This is a genomic window from Caulobacter sp. 602-2 (genome assembly GCF_011043625.1).
GTDB lineage: Bacteria > Pseudomonadota > Alphaproteobacteria > Caulobacterales > Caulobacteraceae > Caulobacter.
On the sequence record NZ_JAAKGT010000001.1, the window covers coordinates 403,979 to 422,858 of the forward strand.

The window sequence follows — 18,880 nt, forward strand, 5'->3', positions numbered from 1 at the left end:
CCAGCCTCTAGGAGAACACGGATGCGCTTGCTTCCGATCAATCGGTTACTTCTCGTCGGCGTTCTCGCCGCCGCCGGCGCTGTGGGGCACGCGGCGCAGGCCGATCCGGGCGACAAGCCGGGCACGATCGTCCTGGTGCACGGCGCCTTCGTCGATGGCTCGGGCTGGGCGGACGTCTACCGGATCCTTCGCCGCGACGGCTACAAGGTCGTCATCGTCCAGAACCCGACCACCTCGCTGGCCGATGACGTCGCGGCCACCCGGCGAGCGATCGCGGCGGCCGAGGGCAGGGTGGTGCTGGTCGGCCATTCCTACGGCGGCGTGGTGATCACCGAGGCGGGCTCGGATCCCAAGGTCTCGGCCCTCGTCTATGTCGCGGCCTTCGCGCCGGACCAGGGGGAGTCGGTGTCCTCGCTGGTGGCCAACGCGCCGCCCGGCGCGCCAGCCCTGCCGATCCTGCCGCCGGTCGACGGCCTTCTGCTGCTGGACCGCGCCAAGTTCTCCGCCGCCTTCGCCGCCGACGTCACGCCCGAGGTCGCGCGCTTCATGGCCGACTCCCAGCAGCCCTGGGGCGCGCAGGCCCTGGAGGGCAAGGTTACCGCCCCGGCCTGGCGGGTGAAGCCCAGCTGGTACCTGGTCGCCAAGGACGACCACATCATTCCGCCGCCGGCCCAGCGCATGATGGCCAAGCGCGCCGGCGCCACCGTGCGCGACGTCGCCGCCAGTCATGCGGTCTATGTCTCCCAGCCGGGCGTGGTCGCGTCGCTGATCGAGGAGGCCGTGGTCCGCTCGGCGGAGAAGGGGGCGCGATGAGCCCGGCCGCTGCGTGCTCTGCATCGTTCGCAGCCTGTGAATTTGCTTCCAGAGTTCTGCGATCGGGACCCGGCTACTGGGCGACGGGCCGGCGTTCTATTTCAGATCTCGAGCCGGGCGACGCGCCCGACACGACACCAGATGGAAGGTTGAGACGATGACGCTCAAGGATATCCTGCCCGGTAAGCTCGGTTTCGGCGCCGCGCCGCTCGGCAACATGTTTCGCGACATTCCCGAGGACGAAGCCCTCGCCACTGTGGAAGCGGCCTGGAACGACGGCATCCGCTATTTCGACAACGCCCCGTTCTACGGGGCGGGCCTGGCGGAGATCCGCATGGGCCGGGCCCTGGCCGGCAAGCCGCGCGACCAATACGTGATCAGCACCAAGGTCGGACGGGTGATCCTGGACGAGGTGGAAGACGTCAGCGCCCGCGATCTCGGCGAGAAGGGCGAGGTCTTCAAGTACGGCCGTCCGAACAAGATCGTGAACGACTATTCCGAGGACGCCACCTATCGCTCGATCGAGGACAGCCTGAAGCGGCTCAACACCGATCACATCGACATCGCCTTCGTCCACGACGTGGCCCAGGACTTCTACGGCGACGAGTGGCTGGGCGTGTTCGAAAGCGCCCGCAAGGGGGCCTTCAAGGCCCTGGACCGTATGCGCGACGAGGGGGTGATCAAGGCCTGGGGCCTGGGCGTCAATCGCGTCGAGCCGATCGAACTGCTGCTCGATCTGGACGAGCCGCGTCCCGACGCCTTCCTGCTGGCGGGTCGCTACACCCTGCTCGACCATGATCGGGCCCTGCAGCGCGTGACCGGCAAGGTGGCCGAACGCGGCCTGGGGATCGTCGTCGGCGGTCCCTACAGCTCCGGGGCCCTGGTGGGCGGACCCAACTTCGAGTACGCGCCGGCGACCCCGGCCATTCTCGACAAGGTGGCCCGGATCAAGGTCATTGCCGACCGTCACGGGATCAGCATGAAGGCCGCCGGCCTGCAGTTCGCGCTGGCCAATCCGGCCGTGGCTGCCGTCATCCCCGGCGCCAGCCGTCCCGAACGCATCGCCGAGGACCGCTCCGCCCTGGACGAAACGATCCCGACCGATTTCTGGCGCGAGCTTCGCGCGGCGGGCCTGGTCAACCCGGCGGCCCCGCTGCCCGGCGCCGACTAGCCCAGACCCTTTCCATTCGCACCGTCGCTCGACGGCCGAGGCTCGCTTCGGCCGAAGGGCTTGCGCACGCCTCGATCAAAGCAGTGAAAAGGAGACAGATCATGCGTAACCCGACATCCCCCGGCGCGGCCGATCCCGGTCGTCGCGAGATGCTGCGCACCACCGGCGCGGTGATGGCCGCCGCCGCCGGAGCGGCCATCGCCGGCCCCGCCGCCGCGCAGGGCGCCAGCGGCCCGTCGGCCGCGGCCCGCAACGCCGGCCCGCTGGGCGCGCGGCTGCAGGGCGTGCAGCACTTCGGCCTGACCGTCCAGAACATGGAGCGGGCCTACGAGTTCTACACCCAGGTGCTGGGCGGCACGGAGGTGTTCCGCCACGGCGACTTCCAGGGCGACGCCGTCCACAACACCCTTCTGGCCGACCAGGACATCCTGGCCAACGAGCTGGGCGTCAATCCGCGCACCATCGGCGTGCCCGACCTGCGCGGCGGGGCCCAGCGGCTCGACGTCCGCTTCATCCAGTTCGACAACGTGGTGATCGAGCTGCTGCAGTACCGCGACGCCGACCAGCCGATGGGCGGCCCGCGCGCCTTCGCCGAGCCGGTGGAGCACATGAGCCCCGCGTTCCCGCGGATGATGCACATCTGCTTCTATGTGCGTGACGACGTCGACTTCAACAAGTTCATCACCGACCTGGAAGCCGAGTCCGCCCGCCGCGGCATGACCCAGGTGCGGGCCAACCGGATCATCCGGGTGGGCACCGAGGCCGAGCGCCGCGCGGCCCCACAGGACGCCAACACCAACAAGGTGACCGTGGCGCCGTCGGACGGCTGGGAGCTGATCTACTGCAAGGGCCCGGAGGGCGAGCAACTGGAGTTCGTCAAGGCGCTGGGGCCGGTGAAGCAGCGCTTCGCCAACACCTTGGCCGCTCGCCAGCGCGCCGTGCGCTGAAGCCGTTCCTTCGAGGAGAGATCACGATGCGCAAGACCATCACGACCTTGCTGGCGGTGACCGTGCTGACAGCCGTCGGCGCCGGGGCGAGCCCGACCCTGGCCCGCGAGCCGAGCGGGGTCCGATACGAGCAGATACCGGCCGGCGCCTACTCGATCGTCGCCCAGGTGCAGGCCAAGCCCGGCCAGGAAGCGGCCCTGCGCGCGGCGACGCTGCCGCTGGTGGAGCTGGTTCGGGGCGATCCCAAGAACCTCGTCTACTTCCTGCAGGAAGACCGCGCCAAGCCGGGCCACTTCGTCTTCTACGAGATCTTCGCGACGAAGGAGGACTTCGAGGCCCACAACGCCATGCCCTACGTCAAGGACTGGTTCGCCAAGCTGCCCACGCTCGCCGAGGGCGGGGTGCAGGTGATGCGGATGGAGGTGCTGGGGCGCGAGCCGCGGTGACGCTTAAGCGGCCGGGGCCAGGCTCCGGCCGCCTTCTCATCCTTCGGCGAGGAACCGCTGCATACGCGGCACGGTGAAGTCGAGGAACGCGCGCACCCTGGCCGGCAGGAACTGGGCGCCGCGGAACAGGGCGTGGATCTCGTCGGTCTCGCCGATGTCGCTGTCCTGCAGGATCTCGACCAGTTCGCCGCGCGCAATGGGCCCCCTCAGGTGGTAGTCGGCGATCCGTGCGACGCCCACGCCGGCCAGGGCCATGCGCCGGAGAGTTTCGCCGTTGTTGGCCAGCAGCGATCCGCTCAGCATGCGCTCGACGATCCGTCCGCCCTCGCGCATTGGCCAGACCGGGTTGGCGCGGCGGAAATTGAACCCGAGGCAGTTGTGGGACATCAGGTCCTCGGGCGTACGCGGGGTTCCGTGCCGGGCCAGATAGGCGGGCGAGGCGACGATCCTCCGGCGGGTCTCGCCGATCCTGCGCGCCATCAGGTTGGAATCCTGCAGCTTGCCGACCCGGATCGCGACGTCGGTGCGATCCAGATAGAGGTCGACCACGTCGTCTGACAGCGAAAGGTCGACGGCGACCCGGGGATAGGCTTGCAGGAACTCCGGCAGGATCGGCTCCAGGGCGGCGACGCCGAAGGTCACCGACGAGGTGACGCGGATCACCCCTTCAGCCTCCGCGCCGCCTTGGGCGATCTGCTGTTCCGTCTCGTCCAGCTGCCCCAGAAGCGCGCGGCTGCGCTCGTAGTAGAACTGGCCCTCGCTGGTCAGCGCCAGCCTGCGGGTCGAGCGTTCGATCAGCCGGACCCCCAGGCGCGCCTCCAGCCGGGCGATCAGCTTCGACACCGTCGAGGGCGTCATCAGCAGCAGCCGGGCCGCTTCGGAGAAGCTGCCGGATTCGACCACCCGCACGAACACCATCATCTCGCCCGCGCGGTTGTCCATGCGCCGCCTGTGACCTCGCCAGAGAAAGGATCAGGCTAGCGCTTCACCACGCCGAAGTCGCCTCGTCTCAGTCGAGGCCCAGGGCCGCGCGGTCCACCGTCGCGGCGGCCAGTTCGGCGCGGGCCGAGGCGATACGGGTCTGCGCCTCGACGAGCCGGACGGCCGCGTCGGTCGCGGTCTCTTCGCGCTGGTTGACCAGGAAGAAGTCGCTCGAGCCGAGTTCGAACCGGCGCCGCTCGGCGACCGCCAGGCGGGCGGCCAGGTCGCGTTCCTGTTCGGCGGCCCTGGCCAGGAGTTCGGCCGCATGCAGGGCGATGCCGATCCCTTCGACCTCGACGGCGATCTGGTCGCGAAGGAAGCGTCCGCGGGCCTGCAGCGCGTCGATCTCGGCGCGGGTCTCATCGATCTTGCCCCTGGCCGCCCGGTTCTGCAGCGGCACGGAAAAGCGAAAGCCGATCACAGCCTCCGTCGGCGTGCGGCTGGGGCCGCCCAGGCCTTCGGGGCCGATATCCTTGCCAAGCTCCATCCTGAGGTCGAAACGAGGCTTCAGGTCGTTTTCGGCCAGGGCGAGACGGGCCTGGGACTGGTCGACGCGCGCCAGGATGCTCTGCAGGTCCGGCCGGGTCGTTGCGGGATCGCCGTTCGCGCCCGCCGTTTGGACGCCGGCCAGCGCGCCGGCTTCGTTCGGCAACCGGCCTTCGTCCACCACGATCGGCTGGCCGGCGGTGTCGCGGTAGTAGAGCGACAGCGCGTTGGCGGCGGCTTGCAGGTCGCCCTCGGCGCGCACCACCAGGGCGCGGCGACGAACCAGGTTCTGTTCGTTCTCCGTCAGCAGGATCTCGGGCTTGGCGCCCAGCTGGACCTGCCGCTGGATGCCGCCGCGCCTGCTTTCGGCCAGGTCGAGCAGGTCGCGATAGGCCTTCAGCCGCCAGCCGGCTGAGACCCAGTTCTGATAGGCCATGATCGCGCGGGTCTGCACGCCGACGGCCACGGCCTGGCGCTCGAAGCGGGCGATGTCGATGTCCGAGGCGGCCAGGGCGCGCCGCGTGCGCCGCTCGTCGACCAGCCGGTCGCGCAGCAGGGCGTAGAGCACGCCGATCTTGGCCTCGCCCAGCTCGTTGGTGTGCGCCTGGTCCTCGTAGACCGGAAAGCGGCCGCTCGAGAGGCGATAGGCGCCGTAGACATAGCCGCCGTTGTCGCCGAACGGCTGTGTGGCGCGCGCCTCCATCTGGTCGCCGTCATAGTAGCCGAGCGCGCGCGCGCGGCCTTCGACGGCGAACACCGTGTCGAAGGCGCCCTCCGCGGTCAGCGCCCGGCTCCTGGCCTGGCGTTCGCGCGCCAGCTGCTCGACGATTTGCGGCGACGAGCGCGCCGAAGCCGCCAGCACTTCGGCGGAGGTCAGCGGCGCGGCGCTGTTCTCGGCCACGGCCGGGGTCTGGGCCGCCGCGAGGGCTGGAGCCGAGAACAGCAGCAGCAGGGTCAGGGAAAGCCGCACCATCACTTGGCCTTGCCCGCGTCCTTGCCGTCGCCCTTCGCGGGCGTCCCGGCGGAGGTGGTCGTCGCGGCCGCCTGGCCGAAGTCGAGCGGGAAGTCGTTGAGCTGCCGCCAGAGCTCGTAGCCGACCGAGACCGTCTCACCCTGCACCCAGCCGCGAACCTTGCCGCCCAGCCTGGCGAAGCGCTGGTCGGGCCATGGGGCCTTGCCCGGCATGGGCTCGACGAGAACCCGAAAGAGGCCCGACGGCGCGGCGGTCGGATCGATCGAGCGGACCCTGCCGTCGAACAGCCCCTGCGCCACCGCCGGCCAGCCGCTGAACTGGATCGCCGGCCAGCCTTCGAACTCCAGCCGGACCGCGCGCCCCGGCCGCACCAGCGGCACGTCGCGTCCGTCGATGAACAGCTCGACCACCCGCTCCGTGCGTTCCGGCGCGACAACGGCCAGCACGGTGCCGGCCGACACCAGACCGCCGCCGGCGGCGGCATTGAGGCTCTGGATGCGTCCGCTGCGGGGCGCGGTGACCATCTGCGCCGACTGCCGGTTCAGCTGCACGTCGATGCGGTTGAGTTTGGCCCGGGCCTCGGCCAGCTTGGCTCCGGCGTCGGCGACCTTGATCTGGGCCTGTTCGAAATCACGGCGCGCGGCCAGGCCCTCGGCGAGGAGCTGGCGGGTGCGGCCGACGTCGATGCTCGCCACCGACTGGGCCTGGCGCACCGCTGCTATCTCGGCCTCGACCTGAGCGCGCTCCTCGGCCAGCCGCGCCAGAAGGTTCGGATCGAGGTCGTTGATGCGGGCGATCGGGTCGCCGGCGTCGACGTGCTGGCCGTCCTGCACGTACCACTGCTCCAGGCGCCCGCTGACCAGCGCCGAAGCGTCCTGAGCGCGGTCGCCGGGGCCGGGCGCGGCCACCAGGCCTCTGCCCTGGGCCGTCTGCATCCACGGCACGAAGAACAGGATGACCAGCGAGACGACGACGCCGGCCGCGACCATCCAGGCCAGCGCCACCACCAGCCGGGGCGGGCGCTGCTGCGCCAGCGTCTTGAAGTGCGAGAGGTGTTCAGGACGGTAGGGCATGGGCCTGCCTCCGGCTGGCGAGGTGGTCCTGAAGCTCGGCGAGCGAGGCGAAGCGGCGTTGTTCGGAAAGGCCCAGGTGCAGCCAGCCGTCCAGGGCCATGTCCTCGGGGCGGCCGGTGAACAGCAGGGTGGTGGCGCCCCGCGCCTTCAACACGCCCAGCACGGCCGTCAGTGTTCGCGAGGGCAGGAGGTCGTACAGTTGCCCGAGCACCAGAAGCTTGGGCTCGACCAGCAGGGCGTTGGCCAGGCGCAGCGCCATCATCGACCCCAGGCTGAGCGGGTGGCCCGTCGCGGCGAGCGGCGTGTCCAGGCCCTTGGGCAACTGGGCGATGCGTTCCTGCAGCCCGACCACGGCGAGCGCCTCCAGCATCCGGGTCGCCGAGACGTCGCTGGCCGCCATCGCCAGGTACTCGCGGATCGTCACCTCGGCGATGGTCGGCCGGTTCAGCACCAGCACCTGCGAGCGCAGCAGGTACATGTCGAGCGCCTCCAGATCGGCGCCGCCGATCGAGACCAGGCCGCGCTCGGGGTGGACGTGGCGCTTGAGCACCAGGGTCAGCTTGCGCTCGGCGCCCGGATCGGCGGCGACCACCAGCTGTTCGCCGGCGGCGAGGGCGAAGTCGAAACGGGCGTCGTCGAGCTTGACGTCCATCAGCCGCAGGGCGCCGTCGCTGGGCGCCTCCGCGCCGCGCGCCGGCGGCTTCTCCTGCGGTATGGAGAACAGCAGCGACAGCTCCTCGGCGCTGGCGACCAGGTCGTAGAAGGTGTCGAGGTAGTAGCCCAGCTGCGAGACGCCGTAGAACACGCCGGAAAGGATCAGCTCGGCCGCCACCAGCTGGCCGATCGACAGCTCGCCCCGCAGGATCAGGTTGCCGCCGAGCATAAGCAGGGCGGCGCTGGCCAGGGCGTAGATCAGCAGGTAGCTCAGAGTCTGGGCGAAGCTGGAGCGGAAGTAGCGCTTGTGCGCGTCCACATAGGCGGCGGTCTTGGCTTCGGACCGGTCCATGGCGAAGGCCAGGTGGCGGCTGGACTTGTAGAAGCCGTTGGATCCGCCGACGCTTTCCAGCCAGCGTGCAGCGTCGTGCTTGGCGTGGCTCAGCGCCACCGCGCCGGTGATCGCGCCGCGCCGCCAGATCAGCCAGACCAGCACGACCGCGACGACCAGCACCACGTTGAAGGCCAGGAAAAACGGGTGATAGAAGCTGGTCACCGTCAGGCCCACCATGCCCTGCAGCAGGATGGTGAAGGCGCCGATGACCAGGCCCGGCACGGCCTTCTGCACGACGGTCAGGTCGAAGTAGCGGTTGAACAGATCGCCGCGGCTGGCGTCGCCGAAGAACGGGTTCTGGGCGTGCACCGCCCGGATGGTGATCTCGGCCACCACCCGCGAGAACACCCGGCGCTCGAACGCCGCCATCAGATAGACCCGCAGGGCGCTGAGCGCGGCCACGATCAGCAGCAGCGACAGCAGTACGCCCGACAGCGTCCAGAGCGGCGCGGGCAGGGCGATGTTGGCCACGCTGTTGATCAGCAACTGGACCGAGATGGGGGTCGCCAGCGACATTAGGCCGATGGCGAGCGTGTAGACGATGCCGAGCTTCACATAGGCTGCGTCGGGACCAACGATCTCCGACAGCCACCTTGTCGCTTCCCTGAACCCGATACGTTCGGTCGTCGCCACGTCCGCCTCTACTTGATCTCGCCAATGAACGCCCCGTCCATGCCGCGTGGTCACAGAGCCTGAGCCCGCGAAGCATTGGAGGTGAAGCATTCGCCTCGAGGTGGGCGATACACCGGGGCCCCGTTCGGCTCCCCATCAATGGCGTTACAAAGTGTGTACGGGCATCGCCTTGCCCGGATGCCGAAGGCGTTCCAGCGACTGTTCGGCTAGTCTGTGGAACGCGCTCTCAAGGGTGGCGGGACGATCGCCTCCGGGCGCCGCGCCGACATCGAACCGACATGGAACCTCATCGGATCCGTCACAGGGCGCTCCTATAGCCACGCTCCGTCGAGGAGGCGTCGCGGGTGATCGGCAACGAGCAGGAGGTGGGGCGGGCGCTGGCGACGCCGGCGCAGAACCGGGTCCTGCTGGCCTATGTCCGCCGACGGCTGGCGACCTCGGTCGACGCCGAGGACGTGGTGCAGGAGGCGATCATGCGTGTCCTGGCGCGCGCTCGCGACACCCTGATCACCGATCCGCTGGTCTACGCCATGCGCGCGGCGCGCAACATCCTGGTCGATCGCGCTCGCCGCGCGGCCAACGTCCAGATCGACGACCTGGAGGCGGCGGAGCATTCGATCCATAGCGGGACGACGCCGCTGGAGGCGCTGGACATGAGCGAGCGGTCGAGGCTGTGCCAGAGGGCGCTGGAGGCGATGCCGCCCTTGAGGCGCGAGGTCTTCGTGCGACGTCGCGCCGGCGAGGAATCCTACGAGACCATCGCCCGCGACCTCAAGCTGTCGATCGAGGCGGTGCAGAAGCATTACAGCCGCGCGGCCCAGACGCTGCGCCGCACGGCGGAGGGCCGCCATGTCGACTAGACCGGTGAACGCCAAGGACGACCGCGAAGCCGCGCTGTGGGCCGACGCCCGCCGCGATGCGGCTTGGTCGCCCGATCAGCAGGCGGCCCTGGAGCAATGGCTCGAAGGCCGGCCCGACCGCCAGGATCTGCTGGCCCGCCACGAGGCCTTGATCGACGATGCGGCGGTGATCTGGGCCACGCAGCGGATGGTCCGCGCGCGGCCGGCGCCTCGTCGGCGCTCCTGGACGTTCGGCGCCGTGGCGGGGACGAGCCTGGCGGCTGTCGCCGGCGTCGTCGTCCTGCTGGCGGGCGGCCTGTCGCCGCGCGGCGAGCTGATCGAGGGAACCAGGGGCGTGCCCCGGCCGATCGCGCTGGCCGACGGCTCGGCGGTCCGCCTGAACGGGCTCAGCCAGGTGCGGGTCGAACTGGGCGAGCACGAACGCCGCCTGCGCCTGAAGGGGGAGGGCTTCTTCGAGGTCGCGCCCGACAAGGCCCGGCCCTTCTCGGTCGAGGTGGATGGCGTGCGGGTCACCGCGGTCGGCACCCGCTTCAACGTCGACCAGCGCCAGACGGCCGCCGGCATGGTGGTGGAGGTCGAGGTCTTCGAGGGGATCGTGAAGGTGGCGGGAAAGGGCGCGCCGGTTCACGTCCATGCCGGCGAGCAGGCCAGGGTCGTCGACGGCGTGGTCCAGCGCATGGCTCTGGCCCGGCCCGAACTCGAGACCGACGTGCCGCCCTGGGCCAAGGGCTGGCTGGAGTTCAACGAGGCCACCCTGGCCAGCGTCGTCGAGGACCTGGAGCGCGCCACCGGCGTCCGCGTCAGGCTGGCCGACCCCGCGGTGGGCAGGGTCCTGGTCAGCGGCCGCTTCGCCTATGACGATCCGGAAAACGCGCTGGCCGCCATGGCCAGGCTGCACGGCTTCAAGCTGACCCGTCAGGGGGCGGATCAATTCGAGATTTCAGGCGGTTAGGCCGACCGGAACAAGTTTTTATGACAGCTGTCAGGACGTCGAGGGCCGCCGTCTAACCCCGTGACGATCAGTTCGATCGGAGGGGAATTTCCAAATGCGTATCCATAAGAGCGGGCTGCTCGCGGCGGCGGCCGTGGCCGTCCTGGCGGCTGTCGCAGCGCCCGCCCACGCCGTGCCGGCGGCCAAGGGCGCCGAGGCCCGCGTCGCCATCACCATTCCGGCCCAGGACCTGGGCCGCGCCTTGCAGACCCTGTCGCGCGACACCGGCCTGTCGATCGTCTTCGATCCAGCGCTGACCCGCGGACGCACCTCCAACGCGGTGTCGGGGCAGATGACGCCCCGTGAGGCTCTGCAACGGATGATCGCCGGTTCGGGCATCGAGGCGCGCGAGGTGCGCGGCGTGCTGACCCTGGAGCGCCAGTCGGCGCAGGCCCAGGTCGATGCGCCCGAAGCCATCGAGGTCGACGGCGTCGTTGTCGGCTACGCGGCCGGCCTGCGCCGCTCGCTCGACGCCAAGCGCAAGGCCGATTTCATTTCCGACGTCATCAGCTCCGACGACATGGGCGACCTGCCGGCCAACAATGTCGCCGAGTCCCTGTCGCGCCTGCCGGGCGTCAACGCCGTGCGCAACCACACCACCGGCGAGGGCGACCGCATCACCATCCGCGGCCTGTCGACCGAGCTCAACAACTACACGATGAACGGCGTGCGGATGGGCGGCGCCGGTTCGCGCGACGACAACTTCTATCGCGGCGTGCGCCTCAGCTTCCTGCCGCCCGAAGGCATCGACTCGATCACCGTCATCAAGAGCCTGACGCCCGACCGCGACGGCGACGCCCTGGGCGGCTCGATCGACATCCGCACGCCCACGGCCTTCGACCACGGTCCGACCTATGGCGTGCTGTCGGCGTCGGCGGGCATGCTCGACAAGTTCGACAACAAGAAGTCGGGCGAGATCGCCGGCTCTTTCGGCCGCCGTTTCAACGACAACTGGGGCGTCTTCGTCACGGGCAGCTGGTCGCGTCGCAAGTCGCAGTTCGAGCAGAACGGCGTGGACGGCGATAACCAGCCGTCGGTCTGGTACGCCGACAGCGAGACCTTGGGCTGGGATCCTGAGACCTTCGTCATGCGCGGCATGGACCTGGCCGTCGGCGAGACCGAGGTGCGGCGGCGCGGCGTCAACACCAGCCTCGACTATCGCGGGGCCAGACACGACTTCCACCTGCGCGGCCAGTTCAACGAGTACACCCAGGACGAGTTCGCCAATCGCCTGAACTTTCGCAATGACACCGGCAAGAACTCGACCCGCCTGACGCAGGTCGACAAGTCCATGACGGGCCTGGCCTCGCCCGAGGCTTCGATCATCGGCACGGACGCGAAGCTCGGCCGGATCTACAGCTACACCACCGCCCAGATCGTCGACCGCGACCGCGACGGCCGCATCACCGACGCCGACCGCTCGACCCGTTCGTACTACTCGCTGGACGGCGCTTCGGGGACCTGGGACCCGCAGGGCTTCCGCCTCCGCCGCTTCTGGGAAGGCTCGCGCGAGACCGGCTCGCTGGCGTCGGTCAACTTCGGCGGCGTCAGCCGCTGGAAGGACTTCACCGTCGACTACGACCTGTCCTACGCCAAATCTGAGGACAATATCGACGACAGCTACGAGATGGAGTTCCGCAGCGACAAGTACGGCTGGCTGGGCAACAAGGGCGTCAAGGTCACCAACTTCGGCGACAGCCGCTTTCCCAAGTGGGTGCTGAACGACGCCGGCATGGCGGCGATCCACGACAACAGCCAGTACGACTTCGCCGGCCTGTCGGGCGAGATCGGCGGCGCGCAGGAGCGGCTCTGGCAGGGCCAGGTCAATCTCGAATGGCGCCCCGTCTCCGACTGGCTGGAAGCGGTCAAGACCGGCGGCAAGGTCTACAGCTCCAAGCGCTCGACCTATAGCGGCGAGTTCCTCGACCTCGACGCCGAGGGCACGCTGGCCGACTTCTCCAGCTTCTACGGCAAGGAAGTGACCAGCCTGTTCGACGGCGAGTACGCCGGCCTCTATCGGCTGGGCACGGTCATCGACAACAAGGCCATGCTGGCCGAACTGCAGCGGGCCATGGCGGGCGACAGCACCTTCTTCGAAGGCTTCGCCACCGATCCGGGCAACGCCGAACTGAGCGGCGAGGACAGCTTCACCTTCAAGGAAGACATCTTCGCCGGCTACCTGATGGCCACCGCGCGGGTCGGCAAGGCCCAGGTCATCGGCGGCGTCCGCGTCGAGAGCACCAGGAACACCATCGACGCCTACATTCTCGACGAGGTGCAGGGCGGCCACTATTCGACCGACAAGAGCGACTTCACCAACGTCCTGCCGTCGATCCACCTGAACTACGGCCTCAACGACCGCACCAAGCTGCGGGCCGCCATCTGGACCAGCTTCGCCCGTCCCGACATCGCCCGCATGTCGTCGGCGCGTGAGTACGGCTACGACACCGACCCGGACGGCGACGGCAAGGAGAACCCGACCAGCGACTGGATCCTCGTCTCGATCGAGCAGGGCAATCCGGACCTGAAGCCGATGAAGGCGGTCAACTACGACCTGTCGATCGAGCGCTACAACGGCGACACCGGCGCCTATTCGGTCGGGCTGTTCTACAAGGACATCCGCAACTTCCTGTACCGCTCCTCGTCGTCGAACATCCGTGACGGGACGGCCGGGACCAATGTCGGCCCCGACGGCGTGACCGTCTCGATGCCCAACAACGGCAAGTGGGCCAAGGTCTACGGGGTGGAGATCAGCGCCCAGCAGGTGTTCCACTGGCTGCCCGGCGCGCTGTCCAAGCTCGGCGCCAGCGTGAACCTGACGCTGCAGAAGTCCGAGGCCGAAACCGGCATCTCCTGGCACCCCGAGGGCTACACCCTGCCGCTGATGGAGACGCCCGAGCGCGTGGCCAACGTGCAGCTGTTCTGGGAGTACAAAGGCTGGGAAGCCTACGCCGCCTACAGCTATCAGTCCGAGTTCCTCGAAGGCATCCAGGACTTCGGCAACAACCCGTATGAGCAGGACTACGAGTTCGTGGACCTGAACCTGCGGCGCAAGCTGTGGAAGGGCGCGACGGCGTCGATGCAGGTCCAGAACCTCTTCGACAACCACACCTACTGGTACACGGCCGGCGACAGCACCAGCTCCAGCCGGGCCTACATCAAGAACGGGCGGTCGATCTCGTTCGGCTTCAACTACGTCTTCTGATCGAGGCCAGCATGAAACCGACCCAAATCCTGATGCTCGGGGCCGCGCTCGCGGCCCTGGGCGGATCCGCGTTCGCCCAGGCCGGCGCCCAGAAGCCAGAGCGTCCGCTGCGCCCCGAACCGGCGCCGGTGCAGGCGTCCGATCTGCCGGCCGTCCCGCCGACGCTCCTGCCGGAGCGGATCGTCCTGAACCTCACCGCGGACCCGGCCCACGAGATGGCGGTGACCTGGCGCACCGCGCCGGGCCTCCTGGGCCATGTGGAGTACGCCGAGGCCGAGGACGGCCCCGACTTCATCCAGAAGGCGGTGCGCATCGACGCCGTCACCGACGATGCGACGATCGCGGTGAGGGAGGATCCGGCGTTCAAGGCGGCCTATCACTCGGCGGTGCTCAAGGGGCTCAAGCCCGAGACCGTCTACGCCTACCGCGTCGGCGACGGCCGGCGCTGGTCCGAATGGCTGCAGTTCCGCACGGCGGCGACCACCGCCAAGCCGTTCACCTTCCTCTACATGGGCGACATGCAGAACAACATCCTCAGCGAGGCTTCGCGCACGATGAGGATGGCGTTCCGCAAGGCCGGAGACGCGGCCTTCGTCATCCACGCCGGCGACCTGATCAATCGCCACGACAGCGACAACGAGTGGGGCGAGTGGTTCGCGGCCGGCGGCTTCCTCTACGCCCAGACGCCGCAGATGCCGACGCCCGGCAATCACGAGTACGGCCGGGGGCCGGTGCTGAACCCGCAGTGGCGGCGCCAGTACACCTTGCCGGAAACGGGGCCCGCGGGCGTCGAGAAGCTGAAGGAGACGGCCTGGACCGTCGACTACCAGGGCCTTCGGCTGATCTCGGTCGATGCGCCGCTGTTCCACGGCGACGAGGCCATGCGAGCCGAGATGGTGCGTTGGCTGGACGGCCTGCTGGCCGACAACCCCAATCGCTGGACGGCGCTGTTCCTGCACTTCCCGCTGTTCTCGATCGATCCCGACCGCGACAACGAGCGGGTGCGCGACGCGCTCAAGCCCCTGATCGACAAGTACGGCGTGGATCTGGTGCTGCAGGCCCACGACCACGGCTATGCGCGCGGGGCCATCGGGACCGGCGCGATGACCAACGCCGGACCGGGTCACACCTCCGACAAGGGGTCGACCTACGTGGTCTCGGTGGCGGGGCCGAAGATGTATCCGGTGGCCGACCTCAGCTGGGCTACGCGCTCGGCGTCGCGCACCCAGACCTTCCAGACGCTGGAGGTGTCGAAGGAGGCCGTGACCTATCGGGCCTTCACCGCGACGGGGCGCGAGCTGGACGCGTTCCGCCTGACCAAGGACGCCAAGGGCGTCGCGCGGATCAAGTCGCTGCCGGTCGACAGCGGCCGCTAGGCGAGGGTGACGCGCCGACGCCCGGGCCAGGCCCGCGCGTCGGCGCGATCGGTCGTCGGGGCTATTTCGCGCCGGCGACCATCAGGATCTGCGCCATGGTGGTGGCGATGCTTTCCACGTCGCGGGCCTTGTTGACCTCCATGCCTTCCTCCAGCGAGTGGCCGCGGAAGGTCACGAAGCCGGCGCCCAGGGTGACGGCCGGCTTGCCCAGGCTCATGGGGATGTTGGCGTCGGTCGAGCCGGCCACGTAGCCCATGGGCTTGCCCAGGGCGTCGCCGACGGCCGCCAGCTGCTGCACGAAGGGCGAGTTGGCCGGGGTTTCGCCCACGGGGCGGTCGCCGACCATCTTGTTGTCCAGGCTGATCACGCCGCGCTTGGTCGAGCGGGCGGCGTTCTCGGCCTCGACGGCCTTGGGCAGGATGGCGAGGTAGGCGTCCTCGACGGCCTTCAGCTCGGCCTTGCCGACCGAGCGCATGTCCACGGTCATCGACACCGCGAACGGGATCGAGTTGACCGAGGTGCCGCCCTCCAGCAGGCCGATGTTGTAGACCGTGCGCGGGTCGCTGGGGACCTTCAGCTCGCCGAACTGGCGGGCGGCGTCGGCCAGGGCGAATGCCGGGTTCACCGTGCCGAAGTCGCCCATGCTGTGGCCGCCCGGACCCTTGAAGGTGGTCTTGTAGCGCTTGGAGCCGACGCCGCCGTTGACGATCACGGTGGGGCCGCTGGGCTCCAGCGAGATGAAGGCGTCGATCTTGTCCTTGTACTTGCCCTTGAAGAACAGCTCCTTCATGCCGCGCAGGTCGCCGGGGCCTTCCTCGCCCACGTCGCCGACGAACAGGATGTCGCTCTTGGTCTGGATGTCGGCGGCGTTGATGGCGCGCAGGATGGCCAGGATCGAGCCCAGGCCCACGGTGTCGTCGCCGATGCCCGGGGCGTAGAGCTTGTCGCCCTCGCGGCGCACCTTCACGTCGGTGCTGGCCGGGAACACGGTGTCGAGGTGGGCGGCCACCACCAGCAGGCCGCCGCCGCCCGTGCCCTTGCGCAGGCCCATGACGTTGCCGGCCGCGTCGGTGTCGAGGTCGGTCAGTCCCTCCTTGGCCAGCATGGCCAGATAGGCCTTGCCCTTCTCGGCCTCGCCGAAGGGTGGGGCGGGGATTTCGGTCAGGGTGACGATGTCCTCGACCGTCTGCTCGTAGCCGGCCTCGAGGGTGGCCTTGGCCGCCTTGAAGGCCTTGGACGCCATCAGGGTCTTGGCCTGCTTGGTGTAGGGCGAGGTCGGCTGCGGCGGGCGCACGTTGCCGAAGTCGACCTGAGCGGCGGGCTTGGCGGCCTCCTGGGCCATGGCGGGCGCGGCGGCGGCGCAGAGGAGGGCGGCGAGGGCCGCCGAAGCGATGCGGGTTTTCATGAAATGATCTCTGTACTGAATGAGCGGGATCAGAAAGTGCGGCGAACCATGACGCCCAGGGTGCGCGGGGTCAGGCTGACCACCTGGTCCAGGGCGCCGGCGGCCGAGGTGATCGAGACCGGGCCGACCGAGTTGGTCAGGTTCTGGGCGAAGGCGTAGGCGCCCCAGCCTTCACCCTCGACGCCCACGCGCGCGCCCACCACCGTGTAGGCCGGAACCTTCTCGTAGTAGACGTAGCTGGGACGGAACTGCGAGGCCGTGCCGCCGGTGTAGCTGGCGTCCAGGTGCACGAGGCCGTTGAGGCCTTCGCCGACCGGCCAGGTGTAGTCGGCGTTCACCGAGCCGCTGAACTTCGGCACGAACGGCAGGCGGTCGCCCGCCAGGCCGGTCGAGCCCGAGACGGTCACCGATGAGTTGGTCATGTCCTCGGTCAGCTTGGCGTCGGAAACGCCGATGGCGCTGCTCAGGGTCAGGCCGGTCATCGGCCGCAGGGTGGTTTCCAGTTCGAAGCCGCGGATGCGGGCCGCGCCGGCGTTGGTGATGATGAAGAAGTTCGCGCCGACGTTCGCCTGGGCCTGAACCTGGATGTTGTCCCAGTCGATCTGGTAGGCCGACAGGTTCACGGTCAGGCGACGGTCGAACCAGTCGCTCTTCACGCCCGCCTCGTAGTTCCACAGGCTGTCGGGGGCGAAGGCCACCAGGCCGGTGGTCAGGCCCGGGATGTTGTTGGCGCCGCCGGGACGGAAGCCCTTCGAGGCCTGGGCGTAGGCCATGATCGACTTGCTGAACTCGTAGTTGACGTTGACGCGCTGCACCCAGCCCTTGGCGCTGGCGTCGACCTGGCTGAAGGCCGTGACCGGCGAGTTGGAGATCACGTTGCCGATCGTCACCGCGCCCGAGACGGTCTTGTCGTAGTCGAAGCGGCGGGCCCCGCCGGTCACCGTCAGGGCGTCGGTCACGTGGTAGGACAGTTCGCCGAAGAAGGCGGTCTGCTTGACGTCGTTGTCAATGTAGCGCGCGCCCAGGGCGTCGAACGGCTGGATGGCCATGCCGGTCGTGGCGTCGGCGCGGGTCTGGATGCTGTCGACGTGGTCCTTGCGGGTCTCGTAGTAGACGCCGCCGGTCCAATCGAGCTTGTCTTCGAACAGGCTGCCGCTGGCGCGCAGTTCATGCGTCCAGGTTTCCAGGCTCATCGGCTGCCAAGAGACGGCCGGGCCGCGCGAGTCGGCCCAGGCGGTGTACTGCGACAGCTGGGCGCTGGAGCAAGTCGTGCCCGACAGGCCGAAGTAGCGGCCGCAGGCGGCGCTGCTGGCGCGGTTGTTGGCGATGTTGTTGGTCCAGTCGCTGTTCCGCAGCATCTTCCACTTGTAGTACGACGAGGTCGCCGTCAGCGTCGCGAAGTCCAGGTTCCATTCGGCCGTGACGTTGTAGAGCGCCAGCTTGGAGTTGCTCTGGGCGATGGTCTTGCGGTCCGACTTGTAGCGGCCGGCGGCGGCCGACCAGCTGGCCTGGCCGTCGACTTCCTCGTTCTGCAGGGCCGCCGTGGTGCGGATCGTCAGGTTCTCGGTCGGGGTGTAGGTCAGCATCAGGCGGCCGCCGCTGGCGGTCGAGCCGTTGATGTCCTGCTTGTTCAGCGGAACGCTGTCGACATAGCCGCCGCGCTGTTCGCGATAGAGCACAAGGCGCGCGCCCAGCTTGTCCTCGACCAGCGGCACGTTGACCATGCCCTTGCCGTAGTAGCCGCCTTCGCCGCCCTTGGTGGTCGTCGCCTGGGCCTCGACCGCGCCGGCGTATTCGTTGGTGTCGGCCTTGTTGAAGATCACCCGCAGGGTGCCGCCCATCGAGCCCGAGCCATAGAGCGTACCCTGCGGGCCGCGCAGCACCTCGACGCGTTCGACGTCGAACAGGTTGATGTCGGGGGTGGTCGAGCCGGCGTCCTGGGTGGTGCCGGTCGGGCCGGTCAGCGGGGTTTCGTCGTAATAGAGGCCGGTCGTCGCTTCGCCGGCGCTGCGCACGCCGCGCAGGGTGATGCGGCGGTTCGACGGCGTGCCGCCGTCCAGCGACAGGTTCGGCACCTGGCGGAAATAGTCGTTGATGCCTGTGGCGCCGATCCGGCTGAGCTGGGTCTCGCCGACGGCCGAGATGCTGAGCGGGGTGTCCTGCAGGCTGGTCGAGCGCTTCAGCGCGGTGACGATGATCTCGTCGACGGCGGCGTCCGGCGCCTCCTGGGCATGGGCGCTGGCGGCGGCCAGGGCGGCCAGGGCGGCCAGGGCGCTGGTGGCCAGGGCCGCGCGGCGGAAGGTGCGGAAGACAGTGCGGTTCAAGTTCATCCCCTTCGTTGAGGACCGGCCAGAAGCTCGGTTCCGGGCCGCAAGACGGGCGAGGGGAAAGCGCCCTTACGACTTTTTTCACTTTCGGGCGTCGGTTTGCGCGCCTGGTCAAGCTGCACGCAAATTGGGCGCATGCTGATCA

14 protein-coding genes are annotated in these 18,880 nt (G+C 69.1%); 8 read left to right on the forward strand and 6 right to left on the reverse strand.

Annotated features, from left to right (window positions below):
- Window positions 1-21 precede the first annotated feature (21 nt).
- The 4 genes from G5B46_RS01820 to G5B46_RS01835 all read left to right on the forward strand — a co-directional run bounded on the left by G5B46_RS01820 (window position 22) and on the right by G5B46_RS01835 (window position 3,377).
- Window positions 22-813, forward strand: a complete 792-nt coding sequence (locus G5B46_RS01820) for an alpha/beta hydrolase (RefSeq protein ID WP_205691425.1) — start codon at window positions 22-24, stop codon at window positions 811-813.
- Between the two features lie 157 nt (window positions 814-970).
- Window positions 971-1,984 (forward strand): aldo/keto reductase, encoded by a 1,014-nt coding sequence (locus G5B46_RS01825; protein WP_165255549.1) that lies wholly within the window; start codon window positions 971-973, stop codon window positions 1,982-1,984.
- A 101-nt stretch (window positions 1,985-2,085) separates the two neighbouring features.
- On the forward strand, window positions 2,086-2,931 hold the full coding sequence (locus tag G5B46_RS01830) for a VOC family protein (RefSeq protein ID WP_165255551.1): 846 nt from the start codon (window positions 2,086-2,088) through the stop codon (window positions 2,929-2,931).
- Window positions 2,932-2,957: 26 nt separating this feature from the next.
- Complete coding sequence (locus tag G5B46_RS01835) at window positions 2,958-3,377, forward strand: putative quinol monooxygenase (RefSeq protein WP_165255553.1); 420 nt, start codon at window positions 2,958-2,960, stop codon at window positions 3,375-3,377.
- Window positions 3,378-3,413: 36 nt separating this feature from the next.
- On the opposite strand, the gene G5B46_RS01840 is transcribed toward G5B46_RS01835, so the two are convergent.
- The 4 genes from G5B46_RS01840 to G5B46_RS01855 all read right to left on the reverse strand — a co-directional run bounded on the left by G5B46_RS01840 (window position 3,414) and on the right by G5B46_RS01855 (window position 8,571).
- A complete protein-coding gene (locus G5B46_RS01840; protein WP_165255555.1) occupies window positions 3,414-4,319 on the reverse strand; it encodes a LysR family transcriptional regulator in 906 nt (301 codons plus the stop codon).
- Window positions 4,320-4,386: 67 nt separating this feature from the next.
- Window positions 4,387-5,817 carry a TolC family protein gene (locus G5B46_RS01845; protein ID WP_165255556.1) on the reverse strand — a complete coding sequence of 477 codons (1,431 nt, stop codon included), beginning with the start codon at window positions 5,815-5,817 and terminating at the stop codon, window positions 4,387-4,389.
- Window positions 5,817-6,890 (reverse strand): HlyD family efflux transporter periplasmic adaptor subunit, encoded by a 1,074-nt coding sequence (locus G5B46_RS01850; RefSeq protein ID WP_165255558.1) that lies wholly within the window; start codon window positions 6,888-6,890, stop codon window positions 5,817-5,819. Before G5B46_RS01850 ends, G5B46_RS01845 begins: the two co-directional genes overlap by 1 nt.
- Complete coding sequence (locus G5B46_RS01855) at window positions 6,874-8,571, reverse strand: ABC transporter ATP-binding protein (RefSeq protein WP_205691426.1); 1,698 nt, start codon at window positions 8,569-8,571, stop codon at window positions 6,874-6,876. Before G5B46_RS01855 ends, G5B46_RS01850 begins: the two co-directional genes overlap by 17 nt.
- 344 nt (window positions 8,572-8,915) lie before the next feature.
- Here G5B46_RS01855 and G5B46_RS01860 point away from each other — a divergent pair, with 344 nt between their 5' ends.
- From G5B46_RS01860 to G5B46_RS01875, 4 genes are all read left to right on the forward strand, one after another.
- Window positions 8,916-9,431 (forward strand): sigma-70 family RNA polymerase sigma factor, encoded by a 516-nt coding sequence (locus tag G5B46_RS01860; protein ID WP_165255562.1) that lies wholly within the window; start codon window positions 8,916-8,918, stop codon window positions 9,429-9,431.
- Entirely contained in the window at window positions 9,421-10,383 is a 963-nt protein-coding gene (locus G5B46_RS01865; protein ID WP_165255563.1) for a FecR domain-containing protein, read from the forward strand. Before G5B46_RS01860 ends, G5B46_RS01865 begins: the two co-directional genes overlap by 11 nt.
- A gap of 94 nt (window positions 10,384-10,477) precedes the next feature.
- Window positions 10,478-13,627: a TonB-dependent receptor gene (locus tag G5B46_RS01870; RefSeq protein ID WP_165255565.1), complete on the forward strand. Its 3,150-nt coding sequence runs from the start codon at window positions 10,478-10,480 to the stop codon at window positions 13,625-13,627.
- Between the two features lie 11 nt (window positions 13,628-13,638).
- A complete protein-coding gene (locus G5B46_RS01875) occupies window positions 13,639-15,003 on the forward strand; it encodes a metallophosphoesterase family protein (protein WP_240903286.1) in 1,365 nt (454 codons plus the stop codon).
- 61 nt (window positions 15,004-15,064) lie between these two features.
- Here the strand turns inward: G5B46_RS01875 and G5B46_RS01880 are convergent, their stop codons facing one another.
- Both G5B46_RS01880 and G5B46_RS01885 read right to left on the reverse strand, forming a co-directional pair.
- Complete coding sequence (locus G5B46_RS01880) at window positions 15,065-16,408, reverse strand: M20/M25/M40 family metallo-hydrolase (protein WP_165255567.1); 1,344 nt, start codon at window positions 16,406-16,408, stop codon at window positions 15,065-15,067.
- Window positions 16,409-16,437: 29 nt separating this feature from the next.
- A complete protein-coding gene (locus G5B46_RS01885) occupies window positions 16,438-18,732 on the reverse strand; it encodes a TonB-dependent receptor (RefSeq protein WP_165255569.1) in 2,295 nt (764 codons plus the stop codon).
- Window positions 18,733-18,880: the final 148 nt, after the last annotated feature.